Genomic DNA, 21392 nt, shown 5'->3' on the forward strand with positions numbered 1-21392 from the left:
TTATGCGGATAAACCGTATCAGGGAAAAAAAATTTAATTTTTTTTTCCCATTAAAACAGCTCCCCCAATCGCGAAGTGCCATTGTGGACAAAGCGTATCGACAAGATTACATCTTGCTTTTAATCAATACTTTACAATAATTTTGCTTCATCAAACCAATTATCCGGCACCTTCTTAAAACAACAGCAAAACCTAATGCAGGCAATAACGCGCCTCGTAACCTTAAGTTGTTTGTTTTATAAGCTATGCCAGTAAAACCAATTGTAAACAAAAAAACCAATTTATGAACAGCAAACCAAAAACTACCTTTGCAACTCTATTGGGCCTGGCCCTTTTTGTGGCGTTATTTTTTACTTATTGCGCTAAAAAACAAATCTCGCCGGCGGGGGCGAGCAATGATGCTACCTCACCGGCATTAAAAACCCAGGCTACCGGCTTTATCCATCCCGGCATCCTCAACACGCAGCAAACGCTTGATTATGTGGGGCAGCAAGCCAATTCAAATGATGCCAACCGGCTTGCGGCTTACCAGTTTGTACTCAACTATTGCCACAACCACAGTCCCAGCGGCGCCTACAAGGCCACTGTACAGGTTGCCGGCGGCGTTACCACGCCCGATGAAATTGCTTTTAAAGGCGATGCCTTGTTAAGCTATGCCCTGGCACTACGCTGGGCTAAAACCGGTAACGCCTCATATGCAACTACCGTAAAACAAATACTTGATGGCTGGGCCAATAGCTTTCAAAACTTCAGTGTAACCGGCTCACAGCCTAACCAGGCTTCGCTTGAGGCTTCGTGGGCAGCGCCTACCTTTGCAGCAGCAGCCGAAATCATCAAATATTATATCCCGGCCAGTGGCGTTGGCGGCGGCTGGACTACAGCCGAAAATACCCAGTTTGTAAACTTTCTGAACAACATGAAAGATAATTACATCAATAACGTGCCCAACTTTAACAACAACTGGAATGTATCTGCCGGATATGCAAAAATGGCTATCGGTGTGTTTGAAGATAGCCAAACTGTATACCAAAACGGCATTACCGCTGTAAAAACTGTATTGCCCAATGTAATTGCCTCAGATGGCTCGATGAACGGCGAGATCTGCGGCTCGCACAATGATTATGTGCATTACCAGTACTCACTTACCGGATTGAGCTATGCCGGAAACATCGCAGGCATCCAGGGGGATCTGTCTATTTACTCAGCCAGCAGCAGCCGTTTGTTAACCGGGTTTAATTATCAATACAAATTGATGCATGGCACCGTGTCGCCGCCATGCTCTCCTAACGGAAATGTAAACAACCCCATCTGGCCGGGCATTGAGGTGGCTAACCGTCACTATGGTACTGCCGAAACCAGCTACATCGCCAGCAATTATGTATGCGACAGTAACGGCCTGCCTAATGGTGATATCGGTTTCCTATGCTGGACAAACTACACCCATAACAATGTGCCAACCACATTTTAATAAAGCATTCGCTTAATAAAAATTTTATCCCGGCTGCTCCGTTTATGACTGACCTCATTTAACGGAGCGGGTTTTATTTTGCTTTATACAGATTGACTTCTGCATTAACGGTGAGCAACATCCGCAAAATATATAACTGAAATTATTCCCAACATGCCGAAATTAACCCGGTCTGTTTTTGTATGGATCACTTATAATTATAAAGCTTGATTCGCTGGATCCCATATTCGCCCAGCGGGATCCTCAAGTGCCTTCCCTGGTGATCTTCATCTCCATTTAAACGGCGTCCCGGCTGCCATTTTCCGTTAACAAACACGCCTTCGTATACCTGTAAAATACCTGCACGTAATCCATCTTTTACCGGCTTAAAACTGATGACCAAACCTGTGCCGGCTACATAAAACTCATCATTAGCCAAAGCCGTTATAATACCTCCGGTTAACGGCCAGTTTGCATCCTTTGCTTTGGGCGACCAGCCCAGGGTTAAATCATGCGAAACCGTGAGCATGTAATCGCCCATTTGCAGCCGTATAGTATCCGCATCCTTACTTAACAATACACCTTCCATAGTTCCCTTGCGTTTGGCCTTGCTAATCTCACCTGATAACTGATGAATGATATTGTAAGATTGGGAAAGTGGCTCTCCTGCCGTTTTGTTATCAGTTTCGATAGAAAAAGGAGAAAAGCCCAGCGCTTTGTAATGGCCGATGGCATAAAAGGCTTTGGCATCCACCCCATCCTCAAAACGATGCTCGGGGATAAACAGGGCATTATCAGGCCGGGTATAACGGTCATTCCAGTACTTAAAGTCAGGGTTATAAAAATCGGGCGACAGCAAGTCAATATCCGGTGCTGCTGCTTTCCATACGTCAATCAAATGCGGCAAGGGGCCTGCAGAAGGGTACTGTCCCGGCTTTTTACCCGGAGCGTTAAGGGCTGCGTTCACATACATTGGCAGCGGGTAAACGGCCTTGCCTGCTTTAGCTACAGCGTTAGCGTATCCGGCAAAGTAACAGGCCATAAACAGCTCGTCGGTAGCCGGGCTTTTGCCAAAAACCGATTCCCAGTTACCAGAAGTTTTACTCCCTCCGTCCTGCCATATTTTTTGCATTTCGGGTACAAGCTTGTCGTTGTGCGAATTTAACCAGGAAATTAGCTTTGTCGGGACTTGCCGGTTAAAAGCTTCATCGGCCAGTTTCGAATGATCGCGCGCATCCGGCAGCATACCTATCTCATTTTCAACCTGCACCATTAGCACTGTGTGGAGCTTACTATCGACCTCCTTAATATGCAGCATTAACGCGCTAAAAGCTTTAATATCTGCCTGCAAAGCATCTTTGGAGAACGGCGTAATGATCTCTTCAGGCCCACATGCACTGTTTGCCACACGTGGGAAACGTTTTTGATCGGTTTTAACCCAACCTGGCGCATAACAGCTCATGCTGTTTTTCCAGGTGCCAAACCAAAGCAGCACCAGTTTCATGTGGTACTGCCGGGCACTTTTAATCAAATCATCAACCAGTGTAAAATTAAACTTGCCCTCTTGTGGCTCCAATAGTTCCCAATAAACCGGCGCTATCACTGTGTTAAGGTGCATTTTTTGCAGTTTGGGCCAAATTGGGGTCATGTAGGCCGCGCTTGAGGCGCTCGAGTTTCCAAGTTCACCGCCTGTCATTAAGTACGGCGCTCCATCTACCAATAATTCAGCATTATCGCCATAATATTGTAAATGTGGTATTGCTTTTACGGTATTTTGTGCCTTAGGTTTAAAGGCTACCAAACAGCACAAAACAAATATCAATATGCGAGCCTTCATAACTCTTTTTGAATACGCGGATATAAAAAACAATCTTATCTGTTACTTACGTGCATACGCCCATGCCAAAGCCTTGAGCATGGTAACAGGTTTACCCGATAAATGAGTAACATCATCAATAATGATATGCTTAAAAACAAGATTTTCATAATGACGGCTTTCCAATAACGCCACCAATTGTTTGTTAGGCACAACCTGTCCCGGAGTTTCCAATCCGCCCACTTCCATAAATACATTTACGGGCAGGCTTTTATGTTTGGCTGCATATTGCTTTTCAGTTTCAAATACAGCTCCGTTACCATAACCCAATGCAGGGCTGCCTATCAGGATATTTTTAAACAGCGTTGGCTTTTCAAACAAGGTATAAGTTGCAAATAGGCCCCCCATCGAATATCCGTACAGCGTACGGTTTGTAGGATCGGCCTTTAAACCGGCATCTATCGCTGGGATCAATTCCTTCTCAATAAAAGCAAGGAATGCCGGCGCACCACCGCTTTCGGCCACATTGGGAAATGCAACCGGTGTGAAATCACGGTTACGTTTGTTGCCGGGCGTACCAATCAGGCCGCCATCGCCAATGGCCACCAATATAGGTTCAGGAATATGATATTCGGCCATCAATAGTCCCAAATACTCCAGCGACGGTGAAAAGTCGTTATCACCATCAACCACATACAATACCGGAAATTTTTGTTTGGCGGTATCATAGCCTGCCGGGTAATGAATATAAATATCATAATCATTACCGGCCAGTTCAGAGTGCATTTGCCGGTGTTCGGAGTTGGGGATAGTAACCGGCTTAACCTGCTGCGCAAAACCATGCGTCCCCAACAAATCAAGCAATAGCAGTAACAGGGTTAAAGCTTTAAGGATTTTCATATCGATGAGATTACAAAAACGGATCGATCAGTTTAATAGATCCATCAGCGTTATGCTGCAGTTCGGTTACCTTCACGTTGCGCAGGTGTGTTTTGCCCGATAGTTGGGTATCATGATAAAATATATACCATTTACCTTTTATCTGGATAATGGAATGGTGGGTTGTCCAGCCTTCCACCGGTTTCATAAATATGCCCTTATAAGTAAATGGCCCAAGCGGACTATCACCTATTGCATAGCAAAGCAAATGCGTATCGCCGGTTGAATAAGTGAAGTAATATTTACCATTGTATTTATGCATCCATGAACCTTCAAAAAAGCGACGGTCGTGATCTTTGGTCAACAGCGGCTTGCCCAGGCTATCTAAAATAACCGCGTCTTTTACTGCACCATCAAAAGTTTTCATGTCGGGTTTTAACAGGGCTACTTTACAGCTTATGGCTGGGGCATCTTCCTGTTTCGAATCTGTTTTCGATCCATCTGCCTCGTATTTACCGGAGATCCAGCGCTGAAGCTGACCACCCCAAATGCCGCCGAAATACATGTAGGTTTTACCATCGGTATCCGTAAAAACGGCAGGGTCAATACTGTAACTTCCTGCTATCGGTTCAGGTTCGGCTTTGAACGGGCCAACCGGGCTTGCAGCAGTCGAAACACCAATATGGAATACATCTTTTTTATCCTTTACCGGAAAATACAGGTAATAAGTACCGTTTTTAAAAGCTGCATCAGGCGCCCACAGCTGCCGACCAGCCCAGGGGATATCCTTGATATCAAGTGCCACACCATTATCTGTAACCTTGCCGCCAATACTATCCATCGACAGGATGTGATAATCTTTCATGGCAAAATGGTCGCCGTTATCATTTTCGGGGATGCCCGCATCGATATCATGCGATGGATAGATATAAATTTTGCCGTTAAATACATGGGCCGATGGGTCCGCTGTGTAAATGGAACTGATGAGCGGCTCGGAAAGATATTTTACTTTTTTGCCGGTATCTGTTTTTGTACTATCGCCTGCATTAGCTGTCTTTTTTGTTGATGAGTCACATGCACTCAAAATGCATAAGGATGCAAAAAGTGCGGGGATTAATTTTGCGGTGATAAATTGCTTGTTCATTGGCGTTTGGTTTATGGTGGTGATTAATTGGTCATGTAGTTATTGCCCCCTATGCCCGGCACATAATAAAACTTCATCTTTTTATAATAGTCCAGCGGGTGCTCCGGCTTGGGGTAGATAACCGGGACAGGCATTTTTGAAAATGTTTGGAAATATAAAACACAGGCATCGCGCCAGGTTATTGCCTCGCTTAACTGAACCTGCATCAGTTGTTTTACTTCCGTAAAACGTTCGGCATCTATCCTGCCCTGCATTTTATCCCAGGTAAGGCCCATTTGTTTAACAGAATCGGCCCCCATATAGTAATGATGAACGAGCTCATCCCACAATGATCTTCCGGAACGCATTTTATAGGTCCAGCTTAAATGGTGAAACCACAGCAGGTATTCGTCAGGGCAGGTTTGCAAGTTTCCCCAGTGTGCCTTAACTTCGGGTGCATATTGTAATAGCGCATTACTGCCTGTTCCGGTACGGTCAAAGCCTATCCCAGCCGAATCGGCTTTATGGTAATAAGTGGCATTCCAATCGGGGCGACCGGCATTATCTACCCAGGGACCAGGGCCGTAGTGCGTTGACACCCCCATAATATGGTGCAGCCCAAGCGGGGTCATGTAATTAACTGTATTTTCCCTCGATTGCAGCATGAAGTTTTTTACCGGCGACACAAACCTATCGTCATTAGTAAAAGTCATTTTGAGCCAATCGGCGGCAATTACACCTGGAGACTGGTCAGGGTTCCAGGCCATGCGGCCGAAGGCATACCAGTTAGCCTGAGCAAAGGGATGACCGCACCAGTTTAAATCAGTGCCAATATTAGCCACGCCCGCCATGCCGGTTATCAGTTTTTTGTTAAAATCACCCTTGATCACCCGCGCAACGGTTGTACCTTTTCCAGGCGTATATGTATCCGATTGCAGGCATTCGGCAAACAAAGGCGCTTCATAAACCAAATGGGTTGAAAAGCCAAGATATTCCTGGGTAAGCTGGAACTCCATCATCAGCGGGGTATTGGGCATAGCACCAAACAATGGGTGAAATGGTTCTCTTGGCTGAAAATCTATCGGACCATTTTTTACCTGGATAATCACATTATCCCTAAACTTTCCATCAAAAGGTTTAAATTCATTATAGGCCTGCTTAAAGCGATCGTCGGGTACCTTATTATCATAAACAAAGGCACGCCACATCACTATGCCATGATGAGGAGCTAAAGCATCGGCGAGCATATTTGCTCCATCGGCATGGGTACGGCCATAGCTTTGCGGACCGGGTTGTCCCTCCGAATTAGCCTTCACTAAAAACCCGCCGAAATCAGGGATGTAGCGATAAATTTCACTAGCCTTATCGGCCCACCATTTTTTTACCGCGGGATCAAGCGGATCAGCAGTTTTTAGGCCCCCCAGCTCAACCGGGCTGCTGAATTTTACCGACAGGTAAATCCTGATACCGTATATTCTGAATACCTTGGCCAGCGCCTGCACTTTTAACAAATATTGGGGCGAAAGGATCAGTGCATCGGCATTTACATTATTGACAACCGAGCCATTGATCCCTACCGAAGCATTGGCCCGCGCATAATCAATATAACGTTGGTCAACCACACCTGGCAGCTTGTGCCAGTTCCAAATGGATGAGCCCGCGTAGCCCCGCTCCACGGTACGGTTCAGGTTATCCCAGTGATCCAGTACCCGGTACATCATCCTCGGGTGACCTGAAAGATCAAGTTTATTAATAGATTGATTGGTTTGGATCAGCTTTAAAAAATTAAAAACACCGTACATAACCCCTGCATCGGTGTTGGCCGTTATGATGATACATTTCTTTTGATTGACAAGGGCAGTTTTGATAAGATACCCTTCGCTGCCGATGCTATCGGGGGCAGTTATCGAAAAAGCCTTTAGTGACCGCGGCGTACCTATTATAATAGTTTGCCCATTGATTATGCTTTTAGTATCTCGTGGCTTTAGGGCCAGCATTCCATCAAGGCCAGTTAAGAACTCGGCCTTTGCAGCTTTAAGCTGATCAGACTGTGCCGGGAAGATCATGAATTGCAATTGTTGCCTGTAAGTAACGGCCAATTGCCGATTGGTTACCTTATTATATTCAAGCCATAATTTATAGCTATCGTCTGCATACACTCTATTTATCGTTGCCATGAAAAGCAGCACCAGTAAACACCTGTTCGTTAATGAATATTTGGCCATGGCGTTATTAAATTCAAGCTTTATAAACCCATAGGCGGTTTATAAAAACACAATTGATCTGTTGAAAAATTCATGAACGAAACGGGTAAAATCCCGCTTCATTTAGTATGGTTTATAAAGTTTTAGCTTTATGCAATCGATTGCAAGATAAAAACTTTTATGACTTTTAACAATAGGAATTTAATTATTGATTCCTAATTTAAGCTACCTTACTTATTGCAGCTATTGCTCGTGGTACAGTATGCGTTTAAGCCCCATCTCCAATCCGCGTAACTCGGCCAGGCCCTTTAACCTGCCAATTACTGAATAGCCGGGATAGGTATCATAATTAAAATCATCAAGTAGTTTATGCCCGTGATCAGGTCGCATGGGGATAGCTATATCGCTCCGGCCTGCATTTTTACGGGCTATCTGTTCATTGATAATGGATTTCATCACGGCATACATATCAACGCTGCCTGTTAAATGATCGGCTTCATAAAAACTGCCATCTGACTGCCGGGCCACGTTGCGCAGGTGTAAAAAGTGGATCTTATCACCCAGACAACCTATAATTTCAGGAAGATCATTTTTGCCCGATGCACCTAACGAGCCGGTACAAAGCGTGATACCATTGGCAACTGAAGGATAACTATTTACAATATCAGTAAGATCATTTAAGGAAGATGCCACTCGGGGCAGCCCCAGGATAGGAAACGGGGGATCATCAGGATGGATACACATTTTAATGCCCAGTTTTTCGGCATATGGGATTATCGCCCGTAAAAAATAAAACAGATTTTCCTTTAATGCTTGCGTGTCTACCTCTCTGTATTTATTAAGATGCTCTTTAAACTCCGCAATGGTAAAAACCTCATCTGTACCGGGCAGGCCGGCCAATATTGTATTGGTTAATAACGTTCTATCTTCGTCATTCAGCCCATCGAGGTAATGTTTTGCAGCTACCTGTTGTTCGGTGGTAAATTCGTTAAAGGCATTCTCCCGTTCTAAAATATACAAGTCAAAGGCTGCTAAAGCCGGAGCATTGTAAAGCAATGCTGAAGCATCGTTTGCTAATCGATAATCAAGATGCGTGCGGGTCCAGTCCAATACGGGCATAAAATTGTAACACACCGTAAAGACTCCCTCCGACGCTAAATTTTGCAGTGTTTGAATATAATTATCAATATACTGGTCACGTTCCGCACTGCCAATTTTGATACTTTCATGAATATTCACACTCTCTACAACCGCCCAGTTAAAGCCCGCACTTTCAATTACCGCTTTCCGCTGCCTGATTTCTTCACGGTCCCAGACGTCCCCGCAAGGTATATGATGAAGCGCGGTAACTATCCCGCTTGCTCCCGTTTGTTTTATTGCGCTTAAAGTTACCGGGTCGCCGGGGCCAAACCACCTGAAAGTTTGTTTTAAATCTGGTACCATATTATTTAAAAACGAATTGCTATCAACGCGATAAATTTATGCAATCGATTGCATAAATTTTAAATAATCTGTAATAATTTTATACTTTTATCCCTGAACAATCTGGCTGCGGTTATTACCGAACATGCAACATCGTTTATGTATTTTAGATTAACTATATGCCGGACAGCGGAAAAGAGATAACCATATATGACATTGCCGAAAAATTAAAGGTTTCGGCAGCTACGGTTAGCCGTGCGCTCAAAGATCACCCGCGGGTTAATAAAAATACCAAAAAGAAGATTATCAAAGCAGCCGAAGAAATGGGTTACCGCTCCAATTCCTTCGCCAGCAATTTACGCCGTAAAAACAGCAACATCATCGGCGTTATTGTGCCGCGGCTCAACAGCAGCTTCATGTCGGATGTGATTGCAGGTATCGAAAAAGTGGTGAACGACAATAACTACAACCTCATCATCAGCCAGTCGTTAGAAACGATGAAGAAAGAGATCAGCAACGCCAGGGCCATGCTGAATAACCGGGTTGACGGCCTGTTGGTTTCATTAGCTTATGATACCACCGGCATTGAGCATTTTGAACCTTTTATCAAACGCAATATCCCGGTGCTTTTCTTCGACAGGGTTTTTGAGCACGAGCAGTATCCGCAAATCTATATCGATAACTTCAAAGCCGCTTATGAGGTAACTAAGCACCTGCTTGAACAGGGCTGCAAACGGATAGTACATATTACCGGAAATCAATTGCGCAATGTTTACGCCGAACGCCTGCGCGGGTATAAAAAAGCTCTTGAAGAACACCAAATTGATTTTGATGGGCAATTGGTGATCATCAACGACCTGAGCGCTAAAGAAGCTGCGGTAGCGGCAGAAACCATTTTACAAATGGATCCCCGGCCTGATGGCATATTTACAGTTAATGATGTCAGTGCCGTTAGCTGTATCCAGGTACTGAAAAAGGCAGGCATCAAAATTCCTGAACAGATAGCAGTTGCGGGCTTCAATAATGACCCGGCAGCCTGTGTGATTGAGCCCAATCTCACTACAGTAAATTATAAAGGCTATGAAATGGGTGAGGTTGCCGCCAATATGCTTATCAATCATTTGGCAAACAGGCAGGATCTGCAACAAACGCATAGCCTCATCCTCAGATCGGAATTGATAGTACGTGAATCCTCCAGAAGAAAATAACTTAAAAAATCCATGAACTCAAAGACCAAACTTGCTATCGTAACCGGCGGTGCCTCGGGCCTTGGCCTTGCTACCACCAAAAAATTCACTGAGCAAGGCATCAAAACTATTATCATAGGCCGCGACGAGGCAAAACTCATTACGGCAGTAACACAGCTTGGCGATCTTTGCAGTTACAGGCAATATGATCTGAGTGATACCACCGGTATACCGCAACTGATAGCAGAAATTGAAGCTGAATTTGGCGCACCCGATATTTTAGTTAATAATGCCGGCATTAACCATAAAAAAGCTTTCGCCGAGGTAACCGATGAAGAGTTCGCCAGAGTGATCCAAACCAATCTTACTTCGGTATTTGCGATAAGCCGCGAGGTAGTAAAAATCATGTTGAAAGCTGGCAGTGGGAGCATAATTAACATCAGTTCGATGGCTGCACAATACGGCATACCGTATGTTATTGCCTATACCGCATCTAAAACCGCCATCGAAGGCATGACAAAAGCCATGGCTACCGAACTTTCGCCGCAAGGCATCAGGGTTAACTGCGTTGCTCCGGGCTTTATAGCTACAGATATGTCGGCAAAGGCGCTGGATAATGATCCTGCCCGCAAGCAAAAAGTGATGGGCCGTACCCCAATGGGCAAATTAGGTGAACCTGCCGATGTGGCCGAAGCCGTTTATTATTTGGCGACAGATGCTGCCAAATACGTAACCGGGGTTGTTTTACAGGTTGATGGGGGTAATTCGATTGGGTTTTAATAAATTCGGCATGACGTGAAGGAGACGTCATTTCCCGCTTCCTTCTTTACCATAATGCATTAACTTATTGGCCCAGGCAATAAAATATTTTACGTTTGGGGCATCGGTATGCCCACCATCATGCTGACGCCAGGCGAGCTCGCCGTTAAGCAAGCCTGTATTAACCGGCGGCAGTTTTTCAGTTTTGTAATCGTTTGAAACGCCCAGGTCATTTGCACCAATCAGTTTAAATACAGAACCCGCAGCCACAGTTGCCATGTAGCTCCCCTGCTGATCGAGCCATTTGGCGTCGCCTTGCCCGGGGATACCATAGCTTATAAAAGTATACCGCGGGGCACACAAGGCAATCAGCTCATGTGCATCTACTGGAAGGTCTTTCGCGGTTTTAGCACCGAATACAGCATCCGATGCGCCATATTTCATAAAGTTACCGGCCATCCAATAATATTCGCCACCGGTGAGGCTTTCAACCGCTTCCCCAAAGTTCCGGCGATGCAACTTGGCCCCTCCCTCACCCGACGAACCTATCAACCCCATGGCAAACCTTTGTTCAAAAGCAAGTGTTACCAGCGCTGCCTTTCCATAGCGGGAAACACCTTCAATACCTACATGTTTGGCGTCAACCGCAGGTTCTGTTTCCAGGTAATCCAATGCGCGTGCCGCTCCCCACGACCAGGCACGTAAAGCTCCCCAATCCTCCGGCTTACGGGGCCGGCCTTTGTTCACTAAACCGATGATCCCTTTAGTCAAACCTTCCCCGTTATCCGCCTGGATAGACGACGGATCAATCAGTACATAACCCCATCCATTGGCAATCAGCTGCGCCGCGGTTGGTGGATCACCCTTACTCACTGTAAAACCGCCCGGACCAAAAGGAGACTGTTCGGCAATGGGATTATAAGCGGGATATTGCTCAAAAGTAGTTTTAAACTCGGGATGTTCTTTTAAAAGAAGTTCTTTCAATGCAGCGTTGATTTTTTCCACATCAGCAGCCGGGGGCTGCGCCGGCGCCGGTAGCGCGCTCCGACCAAACATCATCAGTACAGGTACCGGTCCTTTGGCATTTGCGGGGAGCACTAAGGTCATTTCGATATTGACGTTGATAAGCGGATAAGCCGTATTATCAACATGGCCGATAAGCTGTTTGGCAATCACCGGATAAAAGCCAACCCGCTCTTTATCGGTTACTTTAACCGTCCAGGTTACCTTGGGTACATTAGCAGGGATGCGGCCATAAACCTCACGCTCCATATCCTCCACAATTTCGGGGCGGCGCTGTTTCCACCACATTTCAGCTGTAGTTACCTTTTTACCATTCTTTAGCGTAAGGGCGTCAGGCAAATCAGGGTAGGGGTTAGCCAGCGCTTCATCATAATTAGCATGATTAGGGGCCGATTCATCGCCGCTGGGTCCATTACGCAAGGTTTTAATTCCTAACTGCTTCATCATATACTGATGGTCCTGATCAGCAGTGAAATTTACCAGGGCCGGGGTTTGCGCTTTCGCCGCAATGGCCCATGTGAGTAAGAAAAAGAAGGCAGTACTTTTCATCGCCCTGGTTTCAAATTAGTTTATGGTTATTGCAGTTTACCGGTTTGGAAAGGTGATGCCGGCAAGCCTTCTTTATTATAAAGGTTCGCGCCATCCGGGTTATCGGCCCAGGCATACCTTACGTAAAGCGGTGCAGGGATTTTATCGCTCCAAACCAACACCTTACCTCCATTAATAATTGCCTTTGCCCAAACAAACTTTTTATCAGCCCCGGCGATGGCAAATTGTGACAGTTCCTCGCCATCAATAGCGACAAGCCCCGCACCTGTATTTTTAAAAGCAATCTCAATCTTATTCCCCTCAATTTTAGCCGATTGGTAAATCGGGCCGGATGGTACTACATTCACATCGCCATAAGCAACATTTTCGGCAGCGCGGGCAAGCCGCTCACCCACTGTTTTTTTATTAAGAGGATGGATATCATTCCATTCGCCGGCCTCAATGGTTACCGCCATCCCAGTATTGGGCACTTCAAGGGCCTCAAGCTGACCGGCGCGTAATTGCGCCCAGTCGCTTTCTGTTGGCGAATATTGCACCTCGTTAAAGTTTGGAAGCTGGGCGTAAATAAAGGGAAGATTACCTTGTTGCCAGCGATTCCGCCAGTCGGCAATAAGAGCCTTTAACAAGGTTCCATATTCGGATGCGCGGCTGGAATTGCTTTCTCCCTGGTACCAAACCATGCCTTTAATGGTATAATTGATAACAGGCGCTACCATGGTGTTGTAAAGCCCGGTAGGTTCATTCTGGGCCGAAAATTCCGGTTTTATCCCAACGGGTTCAAACACCTGCCCCACTTTGTACTGCCAGTCGCCGCGAAGGTCGATGGTATCACCGGCTATTGCCAAATAGTAACGTTTATCGGGCACAAAACCGCCTTTGCCCGATGTATTGGTAACGCGAACCACAATAATATTTTTACCCGGCTTTAATAAACCGGCAGGTACCGAGTAACGCCTTGGCGGATACTGATAGGTAATGTTCCCCACCTGTTTGCCGTTAACATAGGTTTGATCGGCATCTATTATCCTCCCTAAATACAGTTTGGACGCTTTACTCTGTGCCGATGCGGGCAGTGTGATTTCTTTCCTGAACCATACCACGCCATTCAGGCCTTTTACTCCCTGATCGGCCCAGTAGCCCGGCAGCCAGAAACGGTGCCAGTTATGCGGCTGATAGGTGGTATCATACCATGGTTTAGGCTCATTTAAGCCTTTATCTGAGTCAAGCGGTTCCACTGGTTCCGGGTGCTTTTTCAATACACTATCCATAAATGCCGTATTGCTGAACTGGGCAACCCGGTCGTGATAGGATTTAATATCTTTCAGGCCATCGCCGCTGATCCATGCCTCAATAGGTGTGCCGCCGACGCTTGAGTTAATGATACCGATGGCCACATGATATTTTTGATATAGCTGTTTAGCAAAAAACCATGATGCGGCACCAAAACCTAAAACGGTTACAGAATCGGCCTTAACCCATTTACCAGGTAACAGATCCGAATGTTGCCTGGTTACGTCAGACTCCGTTTTAACGAAAAAATTCCTGATCTGCGGATAATTGGCTTTTGCTATTTCATCAGGATATTTTTCCTTAACCCGCTCCATAGGCAAAACCATATTCGATTGCCCCGAACAAAACCATACATCGCCAATTAAAATGTCCCGGATAGTAGTACGATTATTACCAGTGATTTCCATAGTATACGGCCCCCCGGCCTTCATTGGCTGAAGGGCAATTTTCCAGGAACCGCTTTCGCCGGTAACTGTACGGTATGTTTTATGCTGAAAATTAACGGCGATCTTTTCGCCTGCATCGGCCCATCCCCAGATCTTTACTTTGGCATCGCGCTGTAATACCATGCCATCCGCAACCAATTGCGGCACGCGCACTATTCCATAACACGGTAATATCAAACAAGCGAGCAGCGCGACAAGTAATAGCTTCACCGACCTCATAACTCCGAAATATTTATTGATGGTTTATTTGACTAAGTAACAAATAAAAAAAGATTTGTGCAATCGATTGCACAAATCTTTTTCATTTTAATTCCTGATTAGTCAGTAAACGATCATAAATGTGTTCATAGTCCTGCAACGCAGTAGCAATGAACATTTTTTTGTTTAAAATCGCATTTATCAAAACCGGAAGATGGCTAAAACAAGAAATATCAAACCAGAACAAAAGATCTCATTCAGAGAGCGCTTGTCGGCATTAAGCAATCTCCCTGGGTTTTTCAGGCTGGTATGGCAAAGCAGTCCTGGTAAAACAACAGCAAGCTTTTTGTTACGTATTATACGTTCGGCCATGCCGGTTGCCTTGTTGTACGTAGGTAAGCTGATCATAGACCAGGTAGTATTACTCAACCACCACGGCGGAAGCCAGCATGAATTATGGAAACTGGTTATTATCGAGTTTTTGCTTGCTGTGGCAACCGACGGCCTAAACCGGATGATCAGCCTGATGGACAACCTGTTGGGTGATCTTTTTGCCAACTATACCTCCATGCGTATCATGCGCCATGCGGCCACACTGGACCTGGAGCAATTTGAAGATTCTGTTTTTTATGATAAACTGGAGCGTGCCCGGCAGCAAACCGTTGGGCGTACTGTGCTTTTATCACAGGTGATGAGCCAGATCCAGGATTTTATATCCATGGCTTTCCTGCTTACCGGTTTACTGACTTTAAATTCCTGGCTGATCCTGTTACTACTCATTTCAATCATCCCTTCGTTTCTGGGCGAAAGCTATTTCAACAGCCAGAATTACGCACTCACCAGGAGCCAGACACCCGAACGAAGAGAGCTGGATTATGTACGCTACCTTGGTGCAAGCGACGAAACAGCTAAGGAAGTCAAGATCTTTGGCCTGTCTGATTTTATTATTAACCGCTTCAAAACGTTATCAGATAAATTTTATGCCGATAACAGCAAATTGGCTGTGAGGCGTTCGGCCTGGGGTACCTTCTTTTCTGTTTTAGGCAGTGTTGGTTACTATGCCGCATATGGTTTTATTATTTATCAAACTGTTACGGGCAAGTCTTCTGTAGGTACGCTTACCTTCCTGGCCGGTTCATTCAGGCAGTTGAGCAGCCTGATGGAAAATTCGCTGAACCGGTTTACATCAGTTTCACAGGGGGCTATCTACCTCAACGACTTTCATGAGTTTTTTGAGATCAAACCAAAGATCAAAGTTGCCGATTCTCCTTTGCCATTTCCAAATCCAATAAAGCAGGGGTTTACTTTTGAGGATGTTGGATTTAAATATAACAATGCCGAATCATGGGCCAACAGGCACCTGAACTTCACCCTGCACCCCGGCGAAAAAATTGCCCTTGTTGGCGAAAACGGTGCCGGCAAAACTACGCTTGTAAAGCTACTGGCCCGCTTATATGACCCAACAGAAGGGCGCATCCTGCTGGATGGTGCAGATTTGAGGGATTATGCCCTCACGGACCTCCGGTTAAACCTGGGCATTATTTTCCAGGATTATATTCGTTACCAGATGAGCTTTTCGCAGAATATTGCGGTAGGAAACATTGATGAGCAGGACAATACCGAACTAATCCGTAAAGCTGCCCAGGAAAGCCTTGCAGACGCGCTTGCAGCCAAACTTCCGCTGGGATACGAGCAATGGCTGGGCAGGCGGTTTAACGAAGGGGTTGAACTATCTGGCGGAGAGTGGCAAAAAGTAGCGTTGGCCAGAGCTTATATGAAAGATGCGCAGGTACTCATCCTTGACGAGCCAACTGCAGCGCTCGATGCCCGGGCGGAATATGAGGTATTTCAGCGCTTTTCATCATTAACCCAGGGTAAATCGGCTGTGCTTATTTCACACCGGTTTTCAACAGCAAGGCTTGCTGACAGGATCATCGTGTTAGAAAAAGGCAAGATCCTTGAAACCGGTACACATCAGGAACTCATGGCAAACAATGGCCGTTACGCCGAATTATTTAGTTTGCAGGCTGCGGGGTATCAGTAAAGAGAGGTTAAAATCGATAATTTTCAAACGTAGAGACGCATCACATGCATCTCAGACATGCAATTTACGCATGATCGCCTATTGAACGCGGCTTGCCCTACTGGAGACGCATGTGATGCGTCTCTACAAAAAACATTTATTTATTCGTTTTGAACAGCTTCTAAGAACATTATGACTTCCGTTGCCCGCTCATTTTAGCAACAACCAGGTTGCCAACTTTATTTCCCTGAACGATACCATTATCAATAGCATCCATAAAATGAATGCCGCCCCAAAATCTTGAAATAGCGGCTTCTTTAGCAGCCTGGGTAAACGAACTGAAATGCCTTGGCGGGATACCATAATTTACTTCCACATCATCGGTATATTTAAAGTTATCGCCGAAATAATGCGTAAGAATAACTGCTGCAGTCGTTGAAACTACCGAATGTCCGCTGATATATTCCGGAAACGGCGGGGTTTGCAGCAGGGGTTTCCAATGCGGGTCTATATACCTGCGGATGGCCGTTTCGGGCCTGATGCGGTTGGTGCGGTATTTATCTTCCCAGCAGCAAATGAAACCATCCAGCAGGCCTATGGTTACAGCGGTATTGATCTGCACCGTTTTAGAGAAACCGGTTTTGGCCTGCTTACAGGCGATAGCCGTTATCCCCATCCAGTGTGCACCCGGCGAGATCTTTTTTAAGCCGATGAGCATGTGCCCGTCATTTTGAACAGCAAAAGGGTTACAATCCCAAAAATTGGCAATATCCTTTTCTTCCTGTTTTAAAGCATTGCCACTTTTGGCATAGCTCATTTGGAGGTATTTATAAAAAGTTGAGTTTTTATCCGTTGAAAATGGGATAGGCGCATCAGGAACAAATTGTGCGGCCGAATCAAGCGTCATAGGCCGGATAGTGTTAAAATAAGGCTCAACCGGCAACATGTAAGCAGGCGGGGTCAGGTCCCAGCTACCGGGTGTTTGCTTAAGCTTATAGCGTGGATAGTTACTTATTTTCCGGTAACCATCGGCCCTGGCATAAGCCAGGATCTGTTTACTGATTGTTTTGGCATAGCTTTTTGAACTGTCGATCACCTCACTGCTGAAGCCGATGTTTTTGCACGAATCAATAAAGGAAGACTCGTAGCCCAGCATTAAGGTACCCGATGGCAACAGCCTGGCAGATGTTTCAAACATGGCCAGTACTGCGCTTAGCTGATAATTATAACCGGTATTTTGTTTGGGGTGTTTGATATCCGGATATTGATTCAATACACCGCGCATACTATGGATCTGTTTGTCGTTTTCGGCAACTACCTCATACCCGGCAAGGCAGGTATAAGCAAAAAAACGGGCGGCCAATGGCGGGTTAGTAACATCATGGATCATTACGCTGGTCATATGGCCAACAACTTTGCTCACGTCCTGGTTGGTTAGTTCGGGTTGCTTTTTCGGGCTGCAGCTTATCATCGCAAATAAGCCGCAGGCAGGTATTAGCATTAACAGTTTTTTCATTGCCTTTGTATTATTGCTTGTATGCCTTTAGTTTGCCCTTATCGAGGGCAAATAGTAAAACGTTATTTAATGGAAGTACGCTCCTGACATCGCCCCGGATGCTGAAGCCCGATTGCTGCTGGTTTATATATTGATAGTTGCCCCTGCCATCACCCTTAAGCAATACGCCGTAATTAGCGTCATATTTACCAAAACGGATGCGGGCCTTGTTGATGTTGCCGCAAAGCAAAAGATCCTCCTTGCCATCATGATCGTAATCAAAGGAAGTAATGGTAAAAACCGGCGAATACTGGGCCTGTAAGGGTAATACCGCCTGCTTTAATTTTCCTTGTGCATTACTGACAAAACATGCTGTAGCCAGTTCATTGGCTGTCAGTTTTTTTACGTCTTTCATTTCTTCGGCAGTAAAAATCTTGTCCATTGTAGCATCGGCATAGCTTTTATAATCGGGGAACCGGCCGCGCATTACACTCATCTGGTCAAGCAATTCATCGCGGCTTACAAAGGGGTAACTTTTATGCTGAATGTAAAAACAAAGCATCGGGTCAACGGAGCCGTTATCATCAAAATCTTTATAAAACATCTCCGCAGGCTCGGCATCGCTTGCTTTACATTGCGTATTTAAACCAATGTTTCCGGCTATAATATCCGGATGGCCGTCATGGTTGATGTCGCTTACCTGTAAACAGTTCCACCAGCCGGCATATTTTTTATCAAAATATTTTGTTGTGGCATCGGCGAGTTTGGCGCCACTGTTTTCAAAAACCGTGATCGGCATCCATTCGCCGGCAAGCACCAGGTCGGGCTTTTTATCACCGTTCATATCAACCCAGGCAGCATCGGTCACCATGCCTATATTTTTCAATGCCGGGTTATATTTTGCGGTTTCGTTGGTAAAATGCCCCTTGCCATCATTGATCAAAATATAGCTTTCGGGCGCTTCGGGATACTGCCCGGGTATTACCCTGCCGCCGACAAATAAATCGGGAAAACCATCGCCATTGATATCGGCTGCTTTAACACAGCTTTTACTGCTGATCATTTTGGGCAAAGCGTTGTTTGTCTTGTTAAAATTTCCTTTGCCATCATTGAGATAAAGCCTGTCCTGCAATAAGACATCATCCGGTTTATAATCGGCATAGCCACCAGACACTGCATACAGGTCGGGCTTACCATCGCCATTGGCATCAAAAAATAAAGCTGCGGCGTCGGTACTGTTTTTATCGGCTTCAAAGGCGGGTACAGCTTTGCTGATAAATTTCCCATCCTTTTGCTGCAGGTATAAAACACCGGCTTTGCCGTCATGCGCGCCGGTGTAAATATCCTCAAGTCCATCGCCATTTGCATCGCCTTTGGTAAGGATGGAACCCGAAAACGATATGGAGTTAACCATTAACGGCTGCCTTTTAAAATCATTGGTGGTATTATCGCTTTCGCTGCCTGCGATAGGGGCAGGCACCTCTTTAAATATTGGGTTGATCTGTTTTTGTGCAGGACTTGCAGCCGTGGCGTCCTTTTCGTTTAAAACAAGTTGTTTATCGGCTTTTACTTTTTGAAGCACTTGTGATTTACCACTTTGCCAGGTGATCCTTAACGAATCAACCTGCTTATCTTTTCCCAATCCAAAGTGCAGTACTGTTGACACGGTTGACTGATAACCCCGGTTTGGCATTTGCTCCAGGTATTGCGTTTTATTGCCCGAATAGATGCTCACCTTAGCCCCAATACCCTGGGTATTGGCCCCGTTGCCATTTAATTTTATCGATAAATAATGATTATCATTCTGTTTAGCGGCCTGGTTTTCATAAACAAAAGCCGGCTGATTGATATTGTTTACCACCAGGTCAAGGTCACCGTCATTATCCAGATCGGCATAAGCGGCGCCGTTACTGTTTGATGGCATCGTTATGCCCCATCGCTCGCTTGTATTGGTAAATGTGGTATTACCATTATTTTTAAACAGGTAACTTTTCATTTGCGATGATGGCATCTGGCTTACAATATCCAGGAGGTCCTGCCGCATTACACGCCGGTCTTTAAGGTTATCACCCATAAACTTTAAAAAGTCCATGTTGGTATAGTCGCGGGTATATCCGTTACTTACAAACAGGTCTTTCCAGCCATCATTGTCATAATCGGCAAAAAGGGGCGACCAGCTCCAATCTGTGTTAGAGATGCCTGCCAGCTGTCCTATCTCGCTAAACGAGTTATTGCCGTTATTGATCTGCAGCATATTACGCATGTACTGGTAATAAAAGCCTACCCTCAGGTTCAGGTCAAAAGCTTCGTAATTATCAATACCGAACAGCAGTTTCTGCCGTTTGTTATCTTCGGGAAGCATATCCAGGGTGTAGATATCGGGTTTGCCGTCATTATTAATATCGGCTACATCATTCCCCATAGAGTAAAACGAGCTATGGCCTATTTGTTTCTGGAGCTCATCGGCAAAACTGCCCTTGCCATTATTAATGTACAACCTGTCGGGAATACTATAATCATTGGATACATAGATATCCGGCCATCCATCGCCGTTAATATCCGCGATACCTGCTGCAAGGCCGTATGATAGCGGTGTATTGATAATGCCTGCACCGACGGTAACGTCAGTAAAATGATTATTGTCATTCCGCAGCAGCCTGATCCCCGATTCGTTATCTCTTTTGGCCGACATCTCCTTAACAAAAGCATCATCCATAATACTGATCCGGCCTGGGTTGTGGTTAATTAACAACAGGTCGAGATCACCGTCCCGGTCATAATCAAAAAAGTATGCCTGTGTACTGAATGATGGGAAATCAAGGCCAAAATCAGCGGTCTGGTCTTTAAACATGGGAACTCCTGCGGCATTGTTCCCCTGGTTTATAAACAGTTGGTTAACCCGCTTCCCGGCCCGTACTTTACCCGAATAACATATGTATATATCCAGCTTACCGTCACCGTTAACATCGGCCATGGTAACCCCCGTTTTCCAGGGACCGGGCCTGCCTGCTACTCCGGCATCTGCGGTAATATCCTTAAATTGCATATTGCCCTGGTTCAGGTACAATTTATTATCGGTCATATTGCCGGTAAAATAAAGGTCCTGCAGGCCATCGCCGTTTAAGTCTCCAACTGCCACGCCACCACCATTATAAAAATACTCGTACATCAGCACGTTGGTGTTTAATCCTTCGGTTAAGGTATTGGCAAAATCAACATGGGTTTGTTCCGGCTGCAACAGTTTAAATAAAGGCTGACCGGAATTTTCGGAAGGCCCATGGCTACATCCTGCAAATAACATCAGCGTACATACAGCAGGGAATATCAAAAACGATCGTTCTTTTCGTGTTTTAAGCGGGAGGGGGAACCGGAATATCTTCATTGTGGTTTATTGTGGCTGCGATAAATAGGCATCGCAAATTTGATGTCAATATAACAATTATTCTACATGCAAAGCATTTTTAGAAAAATCGCTTTAAGAAGCTATATATAGTGACTCTGCAAATTGGAATTGCCCTTATTTATCCTATG

13 protein-coding genes are annotated in these 21392 nt (G+C 45.4%); 4 read left to right on the forward strand and 9 right to left on the reverse strand.

Features of this window, described 5'->3' with window-relative positions:
* Positions 1-283: 283 nt before the first annotated feature.
* Entirely contained in the window at positions 284-1468 is a 1185-nt protein-coding gene (locus ABIC84_RS25085; RefSeq protein ID WP_429265355.1) for an alginate lyase family protein, read from the forward strand.
* A gap of 187 nt (positions 1469-1655) precedes the next feature.
* Here ABIC84_RS25085 and ABIC84_RS25090 read toward each other — a convergent pair whose 3' ends face one another.
* The 5 genes from ABIC84_RS25090 to uxuA form a co-directional block, all read right to left on the reverse strand.
* Positions 1656-3284 carry a DUF5597 domain-containing protein gene (locus ABIC84_RS25090; protein WP_429265356.1) on the reverse strand — a complete coding sequence of 543 codons (1629 nt, stop codon included), beginning with the start codon at positions 3282-3284 and terminating at the stop codon, positions 1656-1658.
* Between the two features lie 42 nt (positions 3285-3326).
* Positions 3327-4163: an alpha/beta hydrolase gene (locus ABIC84_RS25095; protein ID WP_176625501.1), complete on the reverse strand. Its 837-nt coding sequence runs from the start codon at positions 4161-4163 to the stop codon at positions 3327-3329.
* Positions 4164-4173: 10 nt separating this feature from the next.
* Positions 4174-5286 (reverse strand): glycoside hydrolase family 43 protein, encoded by a 1113-nt coding sequence (locus ABIC84_RS25100; RefSeq protein WP_429265357.1) that lies wholly within the window; start codon positions 5284-5286, stop codon positions 4174-4176.
* 23 nt (positions 5287-5309) lie between these two features.
* On the reverse strand, positions 5310-7442 hold the full coding sequence (locus ABIC84_RS25105; protein ID WP_429265358.1) for an alpha-glucuronidase family glycosyl hydrolase: 2133 nt from the start codon (positions 7440-7442) through the stop codon (positions 5310-5312).
* Positions 7443-7712: 270 nt separating this feature from the next.
* Entirely contained in the window at positions 7713-8912 is a 1200-nt protein-coding gene (gene uxuA / locus ABIC84_RS25110) for a mannonate dehydratase (RefSeq protein WP_429265359.1), read from the reverse strand.
* Between the two features lie 158 nt (positions 8913-9070).
* On the opposite strand from uxuA, the gene ABIC84_RS25115 reads away from it, so the two are divergent.
* Together ABIC84_RS25115 and ABIC84_RS25120 are read left to right on the forward strand one after the other, a co-directional pair.
* Positions 9071-10099, forward strand: coding sequence for a LacI family DNA-binding transcriptional regulator (locus ABIC84_RS25115; protein WP_429265360.1), 1029 nt, complete (start codon positions 9071-9073; stop codon positions 10097-10099).
* Between the two features lie 12 nt (positions 10100-10111).
* Positions 10112-10858 carry an SDR family NAD(P)-dependent oxidoreductase gene (locus ABIC84_RS25120; protein ID WP_429265361.1) on the forward strand — a complete coding sequence of 249 codons (747 nt, stop codon included), beginning with the start codon at positions 10112-10114 and terminating at the stop codon, positions 10856-10858.
* 27 nt (positions 10859-10885) lie between these two features.
* Here the strand turns inward: ABIC84_RS25120 and ABIC84_RS25125 are convergent, their stop codons facing one another.
* Positions 10886-12409 carry an acetylxylan esterase gene (locus ABIC84_RS25125; RefSeq protein WP_429265362.1) on the reverse strand — a complete coding sequence of 508 codons (1524 nt, stop codon included), beginning with the start codon at positions 12407-12409 and terminating at the stop codon, positions 10886-10888.
* Positions 12410-12435: 26 nt separating this feature from the next.
* The gene (locus ABIC84_RS25130; RefSeq protein ID WP_429265363.1) at positions 12436-14364 is read right to left on the reverse strand and encodes a sialate O-acetylesterase; all 1929 of its coding nucleotides are present in this window, start codon (positions 14362-14364) and stop codon (positions 12436-12438) included.
* Between the two features lie 193 nt (positions 14365-14557).
* On the opposite strand from ABIC84_RS25130, the gene ABIC84_RS25135 reads away from it, so the two are divergent.
* On the forward strand, positions 14558-16387 hold the full coding sequence (locus tag ABIC84_RS25135; protein WP_429265364.1) for an ABC transporter ATP-binding protein: 1830 nt from the start codon (positions 14558-14560) through the stop codon (positions 16385-16387).
* Between the two features lie 169 nt (positions 16388-16556).
* On the opposite strand, the gene ABIC84_RS25140 is transcribed toward ABIC84_RS25135, so the two are convergent.
* Entirely contained in the window at positions 16557-17882 is a 1326-nt protein-coding gene (locus ABIC84_RS25140) for a vanadium-dependent haloperoxidase (protein WP_429265365.1), read from the reverse strand.
* A 10-nt stretch (positions 17883-17892) separates the two neighbouring features.
* Positions 17893-21243 carry a VCBS repeat-containing protein gene (locus ABIC84_RS25145; RefSeq protein ID WP_429265366.1) on the reverse strand — a complete coding sequence of 1117 codons (3351 nt, stop codon included), beginning with the start codon at positions 21241-21243 and terminating at the stop codon, positions 17893-17895.
* Between the last annotated feature and the right edge of the window lie 149 nt (positions 21244-21392).

Source organism: Mucilaginibacter sp. 3215, from assembly GCF_050433785.1.
Taxonomy (GTDB): domain Bacteria; phylum Bacteroidota; class Bacteroidia; order Sphingobacteriales; family Sphingobacteriaceae; genus Mucilaginibacter.

Excerpts from the sequence above, each read along its gene's own strand:
- ABIC84_RS25085 (WP_429265355.1), top strand. The coding sequence starts at position 284 with ATGAACAGCAAACCAAAAACTACCTTTGCAACTCTATTGGGCCTGGCC.
- ABIC84_RS25090 (WP_429265356.1), bottom strand. The coding sequence starts at position 3,284 with ATGAAGGCTCGCATATTGATATTTGTTTTGTGCTGTTTGGTAGCCTTT.
- ABIC84_RS25095 (WP_176625501.1), bottom strand. The coding sequence starts at position 4,163 with ATGAAAATCCTTAAAGCTTTAACCCTGTTACTGCTATTGCTTGATTTG.
- ABIC84_RS25100 (WP_429265357.1), bottom strand. The coding sequence starts at position 5,286 with ATGAACAAGCAATTTATCACCGCAAAATTAATCCCCGCACTTTTTGCA.
- ABIC84_RS25105 (WP_429265358.1), bottom strand. The coding sequence starts at position 7,442 with ATGGCAACGATAAATAGAGTGTATGCAGACGATAGCTATAAATTATGG.
- uxuA (WP_429265359.1), bottom strand. The coding sequence starts at position 8,912 with ATGGTACCAGATTTAAAACAAACTTTCAGGTGGTTTGGCCCCGGCGAC.
- ABIC84_RS25115 (WP_429265360.1), top strand. The coding sequence starts at position 9,071 with ATGCCGGACAGCGGAAAAGAGATAACCATATATGACATTGCCGAAAAA.
- ABIC84_RS25120 (WP_429265361.1), top strand. The coding sequence starts at position 10,112 with ATGAACTCAAAGACCAAACTTGCTATCGTAACCGGCGGTGCCTCGGGC.
- ABIC84_RS25125 (WP_429265362.1), bottom strand. The coding sequence starts at position 12,409 with ATGAAAAGTACTGCCTTCTTTTTCTTACTCACATGGGCCATTGCGGCG.
- ABIC84_RS25130 (WP_429265363.1), bottom strand. The coding sequence starts at position 14,364 with ATGAGGTCGGTGAAGCTATTACTTGTCGCGCTGCTCGCTTGTTTGATA.
- ABIC84_RS25135 (WP_429265364.1), top strand. The coding sequence starts at position 14,558 with ATGGCTAAAACAAGAAATATCAAACCAGAACAAAAGATCTCATTCAGA.
- ABIC84_RS25140 (WP_429265365.1), bottom strand. The coding sequence starts at position 17,882 with ATGAAAAAACTGTTAATGCTAATACCTGCCTGCGGCTTATTTGCGATG.
- ABIC84_RS25145 (WP_429265366.1), bottom strand. The coding sequence starts at position 21,243 with ATGAAGATATTCCGGTTCCCCCTCCCGCTTAAAACACGAAAAGAACGA.